This is a genomic window from Acidovorax sp. BoFeN1 (assembly GCF_003345135.1).
Lineage (GTDB): Bacteria > Pseudomonadota > Gammaproteobacteria > Burkholderiales > Burkholderiaceae_C > Acidovorax > Acidovorax defluvii.
In genome coordinates this window covers 1-9,069 of record NZ_QOZT01000118.1, presented here as the reverse complement: position 1 = coordinate 9,069, position 9,069 = coordinate 1, and the positions used below count along the sequence as shown (strand labels likewise).

Below are 9,069 nucleotides of genomic sequence, written 5' to 3'. Positions count from 1 at the left end.
CCAAGGCCCCTTGCCGCGGCATCGCCCGCTCCCGCCAGCCCCGTCAGCTGGCCCGATGCGGCCCGGCAAGCCGCGTTCGAACAATGGCTTGCGCCGCTGGTGCAAAGCCACCAGCTGCTGCCCGCCAGCCTGCGCCCGGCCTCGGCCGACGCCAGCTTTCGCCGCTACCTGCGCATCGACAGCGCGGCCGGCGCCAGCTGCATCGTGATGGATGCGCCGCCCGACAAGGAAAACTGCCGCCCCTTTGTGCAGGTGCAAGCGCTGATGGCAGCTGCCGGCCTGAACGTGCCACACATCCTGGCCTGGGACGAACCCGGCGGCTTCATGCTGCTGAGCGATCTGGGCAGCACCACGCTGATCGAGTTGCTCACCCCCGAAGCCCCCCAGGCCGCGCTGGGCTGGTATCTGCAGGCCACCGACGTGTTGCTCGACTGGCAAAAGGCCTCGAAGCCGGGCGTGCTGCCCGCCTATGACGAAGCCCTGCTGCGCCGCGAACTGGCGCTGTTCCCTGACTGGTATCTGGGCCAGCACCGCGGCATCACGCTGGATGACAAACAGCAGGCCACACTGGTCAGTGCCTTCGATGCCATCGTGGCCCACAACCTGGCGGCTCCCAACGTGTTCGTCCACCGTGACTTCATGACGCGGAACCTGATGGCCCCCGTCAAGCAGGGCGCGCCCCTGGGCGTGCTGGACTTCCAGGACGCCGTATACGGCCCCATCACCTACGACATTGCCAGCCTGCTGCGCGACGCCTTCATCAGCTGGGAAGAAGAATTCATCATCGACGTGACCGTGCGCTACTGGGAAAAGGCGCGCAAGGCCGGCCTGCTGGGCGCGCGCAGCGCCAGCGGCTGGGGCGACGACTTTGGCGAGTTTTACCGCGCCGTCGAATGGATGGGGCTGCAGCGCCACCTCAAGGTGGCCGGCATCTTTGCCCGCCTCACGCTGCGCGACGGCAAGCCCAAATACCTGGCCGATGCGCCGCGCTTCATGGGCTACATCCGCGCCACGGCCCACCGCTACCGGCAGCTCGGGCCGCTGCTCAAGATGCTGGACCAGATCGAAGGCACCGAACCCGTCACGGGTTTTGCCTATGGCCGCATGTAGAAGCTGAAATCGATCCCATCGCTCAATATTGAGTCAAAACAGCCATTGGCCCTTATAAATAAAGCGCTAATAGCTATATTAAAGATAGCAAATGCCCCGTTTTCATTGCCCGGCGCCCCTGGCCACCGGGGCCGAGATTGATCTGCCCCCCGGCGCCGCGCGCCATGTGCAGGTGCTGCGCCTGCAGCCGGGTGACGGCATCACGCTGTTCCATGGCGGCCAGGATGCCGACAGCCCCGGGGGCGAGTTCGATGCCACCGTGCTGCGCATGGGCCGCAGCGATGTGCGCGTGCAGGTGGGCGCCCACCACGCCATCGAGCGCGAAGCCCCGCGCGCCGTGCACCTGCTGGCGGGCATCACCGCCAACGAGCGCATGGACTGGCTGGTAGAAAAAGCCACCGAGCTGGGTGTGGCCAGCATCACGCCGCTGGTGGCCGAGCGCAGCGTGCTCAAGCTCAAGGGCGAGCGTGCCGAGAAAAAACTGGCCCACTGGCAGGCCGTGGCCGTGGCAGCGTGCGAGCAGTGCGGGCGCAACCGCGTGCCCGTGGTGCATGACGCGGTGGACCTGGCCGGCTGGGTGCGCGCCCAAGCCCCATTGCCCGCACAGGGCACACGGCTGCTGCTGTCACTGCGCACCGGCACACAAGCGCTGCGCACGGCGGCGGCGGGTGGCGGCGCGCTGATTTTTCTTTCGGGCCCCGAGGGCGGGCTGAGCAGCACCGAGGAAGACCTGGCCCTTGCGCACGGTTTCGCACCCGTCACCCTGGGGCCCCGCGTGCTGCGCGCCGAGACCGCGCCGCTGGCCGCGCTGGCGGCGCTCACGCTGCAATAGCTGCCGCAGCCGCGCCGCGCGCGCTACATGCCGTAGTCGCGCTCCACGCGGGCAATGCGCGTCTTGAAGCTGGCGTACCACTGCGCCCGGCCCAGGCGCTGCGCGTCCTGGTGCTCGGCATTCGCTTTCCAGGCGGCGATGGAGGCGAGGTCCGCCCAGTACGACACCGTGATGCCCAGGCCCTCGCGCGCCGACTCCACGCCCAGAAAGCCGGGTTGCTGCGCGGCCAGCTCCACCATGCGCTCGGCCATGGCGCCATAACCCTGGTCGCCCTCGGTGCGCAGGCTGGTGAAAATCACCGCGTAATACGGCGGCGCGGGGGTGTGGGCGAAGCTGTCCACCTCAGCGCCCATCTCAGCGCCCCATCGGCACGGGCTTGATCGCGCCGCAGTTGTCCGACAGCCATTTGCCGGACTGCGCCATGTCGATCTGCTCGGGCTTGCCCTCGTTTTCGGTCTTGATCTTGAATTGACCCGTGTAGGCCGTGGGGCCCTGCATGCTGACCGTGCCCTCGCCACTGGACGGCGGCTGGCCCTGGCCGCCCTTGCAGCTGAAGGCGACTTTCATGGTGCTGGCGTTGATGCGCTGCACCTTTTGCGTGCAACCCTCCTGCTGCGGAACGGTGTCCCTGTCGGCCTGCTCCTGTGTGACGCAGACCTTCACCGTCTGGCCCTTGGGCCCCATGCCCACGCCCTGCTGGGCCATCATCTGTTCCATCTGCTTGCGCTGCGCGGGCGGCATGCTGGCCAGGGACTTCTGCATCTCGGCCATGGCGGCTTCCATCTGCCCACTCTGGCTTTTCATCGCCATGCTGTGTTCCCACAGCCCGGGGCGCATTTTTTGCGGCTGGGCGTGGGCAAGGCCCATGGCGCTGGGCAGCAGCACGGCAGTGGTGACGGCGATGGCAAATAGGTGCATGGCAAGGCTCTCCGGGCGGGTTGGCGAAAAACCGACAGTATCCCCAAGCTGAGCAGGGCTGCCAAGGGCCCGTGCGCGGACACACAGCGGTTTCGGCACCCGGATGCGCAGGTGTGCGGCGCTCAGGCGCTCAGGTGGGGCGGCGCACGCAGCTGCTCGGGCGTGGTGAACCAGGCGGCCGAAGCGCCCAGGCCCGCACGCGCCTGGGCCAGCTCGTGCCGCGCCACGGTGCGCAGGTGCACCTCGTCGGGCCCGTCCATCAGGCGCAGGGCGCGGCCCCAGGTCCACAAGGCGGCCAGTGGCGTGTCGGGCGACAGGCCCATGGCGCCAAAGATCTGCATGGCGCGGTCCACCACGCGCTGCTGCAGGCGCGCGGCCACCACCTTGATGGCGGCGACCTGGGCACGCACCTGCCGGGCATCTGCCCCATCGGCTGATGCGCCCTGGTCCAGCAACCAGGCCGCCTGCAGCACCAAGAGGCGCGCCTGGTCGATCTCGATGCGCGACTCGGCTATCCACTCCTGCACATTGGCCTGCTCGGCCAGCGGTTTGCCAAAGGCGGTGCGCTCCAGCGCACGCCCGGTGGCCAGTTGCAGCGCCAGCTCGCACTGGCCGATGGTGCGCATGCAGTGGTGCACCCGCCCCGGCCCCAGGCGTGCCTGCGCCATGGCAAAACCGGTGCCCCAGTCGCCCAGCAGCTGGCCGGCGGGTACGCGCACACCCTGCAGCAAGATCTCGCAATGCCCCTCGGGCGCATGCTGGTGCAGCACGCTGATGTTGCGCACGATCTGCACGCCCGGTGCATCCGCGGGCACCAGCACCATGCTGTGGCGGTGGTGGCTGTCGGCCCCATCCGCATCGGCGTTGCGGCACAGCACGATGAGCAGCCGGCAATGCGGGTGCGCCGCGCCGGTGATGAACCACTTGCGGCCGCTGATCACCAGGTCGTCACCATCACGCCGCACCGTGGTCTGCAGGTTGGTCGGGTCGGACGAGGCCACGTCGGGCTCGCTCATGGCAAAGGCCGAGCGCATGCGCCCCTCCAGCAGCGGCGTGAGCCATGCGGTGCGCTGTGCGGGCGTGGCAAAGCGGTGTAGCAGCTCGATGTTGCCGGTGTCGGGCGCGTGGCAGTTGAACACCTCGGCCGCCCAGGGCAGCCGTCCCATTGCCTCGGCCAGCGGCGCGTAGTCGAGATTGTTCAGGCGCGTGCCGGGCTCGTCGGGCTGCAGCGTGGGCAAAAACAGGTTCCACAGTCCTTCCTCGCGCGCCAGGGCCTTGAGGTCTTGCAGAAACGGCGGCGGGTAGTCGCCCGCCTGCACCGCTGCGTGCCAGGCCGCGTTGTAGGGCAGCAGGTAGCGGTCCATGAACGCCAAGAGGCGCTCACGCAGTTGCCGGGCCAGGGGAGAAGGTGCGAAGTCCATGCAGGCATTGTGAAAAACCGCGCGGCCCGTGTCACAACGCAGGCGACATGGGGCTTGATGCACGTCACGGTTTCACGCTGGAAACGGCTGCGAAAAGGGCCCAGAAACAGGCTTCGCTCAAACCGCTTCGCTTTTCATAGCTGTCAGCGCATATCGGACAAGCGCCAGAGGCCTTTTTGACTCAAACTGCCGCGCACGCAGGTACCATGCCCCGATGAGTACCCATTACGAAACCCTGCAGCAAGCCGACACCTACCGCGAGGCGTTTGCGGTGGAGCCTCCAGCGGCCCTGGGCGAGCGCCACCTGTGGCCGCGCAAGCCAGGCTTTTTTATCGTGCATGAAGCCACGGCGGCGGCCATGGCCAATCCCTCGGCGCAGCCTGCGCAGCCGTCACAGCCGCCACAAACGCCCCCCGCGCCACAGACCGATCTGCCAGCGCCACCGGCGGATGCGGGCACCGAAGCCACCAGCGAAGCACCCGCGCGCCCTGCGCAGCAGCGCGTGCTGGTGCCCGCGCAGTGGGGCCTGGTGCCGCACTGGGTCAAGTCGGCGTCCGACGCCAAGCTGCGCGCGCCCAAGCTGGTCAACGCCAAGTCGGATACCGCCTCCACCGGCACCCCGTTTCGTGATGCGTGGCTCAACGGCCAGCGCTGCATCGTGCCCATGGCCGCGTTTTATGAAGACGACCTGCGCAGCGGCAAGGCCGTGCCCACCCGCGTTGCGCGCGTGGACGGCAAGCCCATGGGGGTGGCAGGCTTGTGGGCGCGCTGGCAAGGGGCCGATGGCGAGGTCATCATCAGCTATTGCCTGCTCACGGTGAACGCCAACAACCATGCCCTGTTGCACCGTTATGGTCAGCCGGGCAGCGAAAAGAGCATGCCCGCCATCCTGAACGAAGGCGCCTACGACGCCTGGCTGACGGCGCGCCCCGACAAGGCCAAAGAGTTCATGCGCCAGTACGCGGCCCAGTGGCTGCTGGCCAACCCGGTGGAAAAGAAGGCCGACAAGGTGCCCAAGGGGTTGCTGGGCTGAGCACGGGCTGGACGCGGGCCAGAGGACCGGCTGGACCCGGTCGACCAAGGTGCGATGGCCGCACGAACGCCATCGAAGCCACCGGGCCTTTCACGCCTGTCAAAAGCGCAAGGCCAGGCTTGCAAAGGCTGAAAAGCGGAACGGCATGTTGCGATGCCTTACTCGGCCCGCGCCAGCCCCGCCAGACGGTGCACAAGCCAGCGCTGAAAAGCCAGGCCGGCTGCGGATCGGCTGCGCAAGGGGATGGTGTACATGGTGAACTCCTTAAAGGGTTGAACGGCTGCGCACTGTTCACGCGCCTTGCAGTGCCGCAGCCTCGGCTGCATTGCGGCGGGCTGCCCGGTCCCAGGCCTTTTCATGGAAGAAAAAGGCCACGGCCTGCACCGTGGGCTCCAGCAGGCTCAGCGTGAGCGATGCCCACAGGTTGCCTGTGACGGCATAGGCAACCAGCGCGGCCACACAGATGTGGATAAGGTAGTAGCTGCCCGTCTTCATCAGCATGGTCTTGTTCTGGCGGGCAGTGCGGCGGATGAGGGACATGGTGGACTCCTAGGCTTCAACAGGGCCTGCAGTGAAAAGCAGGCACTGTTAAATAATAGTCATTCGCAACAAAAAAGGCCAATTGATCGTGCCTAAATCGCGGATAGCCGCTGGCGCCAAGCGGCGAGGGCCCCCAAAAAAGCCCCGGTCTGCGCGGGCCGCGTTGCTATGATGGCCGCTCTTTTTGCCCTCAACCCCTCACCGCACCCTGGAGCACCGCATGGCACTCATGGACTTCATCAAGAAACAGTTCATTGACATCTTGGAGTGGACCGAGAACGGCGACGGCACCCTGGCCTGGCGCTACCCGATGGCGGGGATGGAAATCCAGAACGGCGGCACGCTGGTGGTGCGCGAGTCGCAGATGGCCGTGTTCGTCAACGAAGGCCAGGTGGCCGACGTGTTTGGCCCCGGCACCTACAAGCTGACCACGCAGACCCTGCCGGTGCTGACCTACCTGAAGAACTGGGACAAGCTGTTCCAGTCGCCCTTCAAGAGCGACGTGTACTTCTTCAGCACACGCCAGCAGATTGACCAGAAGTGGGGCACACCGCAGCCCATCACCATCCGCGACAAGGATTTTGGCGCCGTGCGCCTGCGCGCGTTTGGCAACTATGCCTACCGCATCGCCGACCCCAAGCTGTTCCACACCGAAATCTCGGGCACACGCGACGCCTACCCCGTGGCCGACCTCGAAGGGCAGTTGCGCGGCATGGTGCTGCAGAACATCAGCAACGCCATTGCGGGCAGCGGCCTGCCGTTTCTCGACCTGGCCGCCAACCAGGTGATGTTTGCCGAGGCGCTGGCCAAGGAGCTCGCCCCGCACTTTGCCAAGATCGGCCTGGCCATCGAGAGCCTGACGGTACAAAACGTCTCGCTGCCCGAAGAGCTGCAAAAAGTGCTCGACCAGAAGATCGGCATGGGCATGGTCGGCAACGACATGGGCAAGTTCATGCAGTACCAGACGGCGCAGGCCATTCCCAAATTCGCCGAAGGCGCGGGCAATGGTGGCGGCATTGCCGGTGACGCCATGGGCCTGGGCGCGGGCGTGGCGCTGGGCCAGGTGCTGGCGCAAAACCTGCAGGCCGGCTTGCAGGGTGGCGGTGCGGCCGCCCCCGCAGCGGCCGCGCCCGCGGGCGTGCGCCCCGACGAAGTGATGGCCACGCTGGAGAAGCTGGGCGAGCTCAAATCCAAGGGCATCCTGACCCAGGAAGAGTTCGACGCCAAGAAGGCCGAGCTGCTGAAGAAGCTGGTCTGAGTTCGTCTGCTATCACAACAATAGCTGCCTGCGCTGGAGGGTTAAGCGCTAGAGGCCAAAAAGGCTTCAGAACCGCGTAGCGCGGCGCAGGCACCCGCCCCCACGATGGCCACCGACCCCACACAGCGCTATTACCGCGCGCCCTGCCCGGGCTGCGGCGCGCCGGTTGAATTCCGCAGCGCGCAATCCACCCACGCCGTCTGCGGCTACTGCCAGAGCACCGTGGTGCGCAGCGGCGAGGTGCTCACGCGGCTGGGCAAGATGGCCGAGCTGTTCGACGACCACAGCCCGCTGCAGCTCATGGCCAGCGGGCGTATCCAGCAGGGTGGCAAGGATGTGCCCTTCACCCTGATCGGCCGCCTGCAATACAAGGGCGACGCGGGCGTCTGGACCGAATGGGCCGCCTTTTTGCAAGACGGCACGCTGGCCACGCTGGGCGAGGACAACGGCGCCTACGTCTTCACCCGCCCCATCGACCCCGGCCGCGAAATGCCCGAGGCCGCGCGGTTTCGCATCGGCACCACCACGGCCATCAACGGCAAGCCCTACAGCGTGGCCTACACGGGCCAGGCCCAGCTGATCTCGGCCCAGGGCGAGCTGCCCAAGCTGCCGCCGCTAGGGCAGCCGTTCGACATGGTCGAGCTGCGCAGCGCCGACGGCGAAGTGGTCAGCATCGACTACGGCCACACACCACCCAACGTCGAGCGCGGCCGCGCCGTGCTGCTGGACGACCTGCAGCTCACCGGGCTGAAGGGCGAATCGGTCAAGGACGAAAAAGGCCGCCAGTTCAACTGCCCGCACTGCGGCGCACCCGTGCAGGTGCAACTGGCCACCTCCAAAACCGTCACCTGCGGCTCGTGCGCCAGCATCATCAGCCTGGAGAGCGGCGTGGGCGGCGAGTTGCGATCGGCCGAGCAGGACGAGCCCGTGCAGCCCATCATCCCGCTGGGCGCCAAGGGGCAACTGCAGGGCGTGCACTGGCAGGTGGTGGGCTTTCAGCACCGCATGGGCGTGGAGCCCGGCGACGACGAGCACTTTGGCTGGAGCGAGTACCTGCTCTACAACCAAAAGCGCGGCTTTGCCTTTCTGGTCGATTCGGAAGAAGGCTGGAGCATGGTGCGCCCCACCACGGGCGCGCCGCAGCTGGCCGCCAGCGGCCGCAGCGCCACCTATCTGGGCACCACCTACCAGCTCAAATACCACTACGACGCCGAAACCACCTACGTGCTGGGCGAGTTTTATTGGCAGGTCGAGCGCGGCCAGAAAACCAGCAACCGCGACTTCGAAAGCAGCAAGGGGCTGCTGTCGATGGAGCAAAGCAAAAGCGAGATCACCTGGTCGTCTGGCGACAAGCTGGCCAGCGACACCGTGGTCAAGGCCTTCAAGCTCGAAGACAAGAAAGACGTGCTGCAGCGCGACGACCCCGGCCCGTTCGTGGCCAAGTCGGGCCTGGGCTGCGGCACCATCATCGTGATTGCGGTCATCATCCTCATCCTGCTCATCATCCTGAGCGATTGCTCGGGCTCGTCCGGCAGTGGTTACCGCAGCTCGGGCGGCTCGTTCGGCGGGTATTCATCCGGCGGCGGGCACAAATAATTTTTACCCACGGAGGTCATCATGGGAATTGAATGGCTGCGGCCTGCCGCATTTTTTGGCTCCATCCTGTTCGCCCTGGTGGGCGTGCTGGTGTTCTGGCTCAGCTTCCTCATCATCGACAAAATCACGCCCTACGACCTGTGGCGCGAAATCGTCGAAAAACAGAACAAGGCCCTGGCCATGGTGGTGGCCGCCATGAGCCTGGGTATCAGCATCATCGTGGCCGCCGCCATTCACGGCGGCTAAAGCCACCGCACAGCCCCACCACCGCGCCGCTGCTTGCGGGTGGCGCCGCGCCATGGCGCAGGCCACACAATACCGCCTGCTTTCACCGGCCCCCAGGCCCGACACCACCCCATGC

10 protein-coding genes are annotated in these 9,069 nt (G+C 66.6%); 6 read left to right on the top strand and 4 right to left on the bottom strand.

Annotation, left to right across the window (positions count from 1 at the left end):
- On the top strand, positions 1-1,110 hold a 1,110-nt coding region (locus DTW89_RS17790), incomplete at its 5' end, for an aminoglycoside phosphotransferase family protein (RefSeq protein WP_236637201.1).
- Positions 1,111-1,201: 91 nt separating this feature from the next.
- Positions 1,202-1,942 carry a 16S rRNA (uracil(1498)-N(3))-methyltransferase gene (locus DTW89_RS17785; protein ID WP_114656896.1) on the top strand — a complete coding sequence of 247 codons (741 nt, stop codon included), beginning with the start codon at positions 1,202-1,204 and terminating at the stop codon, positions 1,940-1,942.
- A 23-nt stretch (positions 1,943-1,965) separates the two neighbouring features.
- Here DTW89_RS17785 and DTW89_RS17780 read toward each other — a convergent pair whose 3' ends face one another.
- From DTW89_RS17780 to DTW89_RS17770, 3 genes are all read right to left on the bottom strand, one after another.
- On the bottom strand, positions 1,966-2,295 hold the full coding sequence (locus DTW89_RS17780) for an antibiotic biosynthesis monooxygenase family protein (RefSeq protein ID WP_201741035.1): 330 nt from the start codon (positions 2,293-2,295) through the stop codon (positions 1,966-1,968).
- 1 nt (position 2,296) lies between these two features.
- Entirely contained in the window at positions 2,297-2,860 is a 564-nt protein-coding gene (locus tag DTW89_RS17775; protein WP_114656895.1) for a DUF3617 domain-containing protein, read from the bottom strand.
- Positions 2,861-2,982: 122 nt separating this feature from the next.
- Positions 2,983-4,281 (bottom strand): acyl-CoA dehydrogenase family protein, encoded by a 1,299-nt coding sequence (locus DTW89_RS17770; RefSeq protein ID WP_114656894.1) that lies wholly within the window; start codon positions 4,279-4,281, stop codon positions 2,983-2,985.
- A 214-nt stretch (positions 4,282-4,495) separates the two neighbouring features.
- On the opposite strand from DTW89_RS17770, the gene DTW89_RS17765 reads away from it, so the two are divergent.
- On the top strand, positions 4,496-5,314 hold the full coding sequence (locus tag DTW89_RS17765) for an SOS response-associated peptidase (RefSeq protein ID WP_114656893.1): 819 nt from the start codon (positions 4,496-4,498) through the stop codon (positions 5,312-5,314).
- Positions 5,315-5,605: 291 nt separating this feature from the next.
- On the opposite strand, the gene DTW89_RS17760 is transcribed toward DTW89_RS17765, so the two are convergent.
- Positions 5,606-5,854, bottom strand: a complete 249-nt coding sequence (locus DTW89_RS17760; protein WP_114656892.1) for a DUF2061 domain-containing protein — start codon at positions 5,852-5,854, stop codon at positions 5,606-5,608.
- A gap of 220 nt (positions 5,855-6,074) precedes the next feature.
- Here DTW89_RS17760 and DTW89_RS17755 point away from each other — a divergent pair, with 220 nt between their 5' ends.
- From DTW89_RS17755 to DTW89_RS17745, 3 genes are all read left to right on the top strand, one after another.
- The gene (locus DTW89_RS17755; protein WP_114656891.1) at positions 6,075-7,112 is read left to right on the top strand and encodes an SPFH domain-containing protein; all 1,038 of its coding nucleotides are present in this window, start codon (positions 6,075-6,077) and stop codon (positions 7,110-7,112) included.
- Between the two features lie 105 nt (positions 7,113-7,217).
- A complete protein-coding gene (locus tag DTW89_RS17750) occupies positions 7,218-8,708 on the top strand; it encodes a DUF4178 domain-containing protein (RefSeq protein WP_114656890.1) in 1,491 nt (496 codons plus the stop codon).
- Between the two features lie 21 nt (positions 8,709-8,729).
- Positions 8,730-8,954, top strand: coding sequence for a DUF350 domain-containing protein (locus DTW89_RS17745; protein WP_087747989.1), 225 nt, complete (start codon positions 8,730-8,732; stop codon positions 8,952-8,954).
- Positions 8,955-9,069: the final 115 nt, after the last annotated feature.

Coding starts and splice junctions, on each gene's coding strand:
- DTW89_RS17785 (WP_114656896.1), top strand. CDS start 1,202: ATGCCCCGTTTTCATTGCCCGGCGCCCCTGGCCACCGGGGCCGAGATT.
- DTW89_RS17780 (WP_201741035.1), bottom strand. CDS start 2,295: ATGGGCGCTGAGGTGGACAGCTTCGCCCACACCCCCGCGCCGCCGTAT.
- DTW89_RS17775 (WP_114656895.1), bottom strand. CDS start 2,860: ATGCACCTATTTGCCATCGCCGTCACCACTGCCGTGCTGCTGCCCAGC.
- DTW89_RS17770 (WP_114656894.1), bottom strand. CDS start 4,281: ATGGACTTCGCACCTTCTCCCCTGGCCCGGCAACTGCGTGAGCGCCTC.
- DTW89_RS17765 (WP_114656893.1), top strand. CDS start 4,496: ATGAGTACCCATTACGAAACCCTGCAGCAAGCCGACACCTACCGCGAG.
- DTW89_RS17760 (WP_114656892.1), bottom strand. CDS start 5,854: ATGTCCCTCATCCGCCGCACTGCCCGCCAGAACAAGACCATGCTGATG.
- DTW89_RS17755 (WP_114656891.1), top strand. CDS start 6,075: ATGGCACTCATGGACTTCATCAAGAAACAGTTCATTGACATCTTGGAG.
- DTW89_RS17750 (WP_114656890.1), top strand. CDS start 7,218: ATGGCCACCGACCCCACACAGCGCTATTACCGCGCGCCCTGCCCGGGC.
- DTW89_RS17745 (WP_087747989.1), top strand. CDS start 8,730: ATGGGAATTGAATGGCTGCGGCCTGCCGCATTTTTTGGCTCCATCCTG.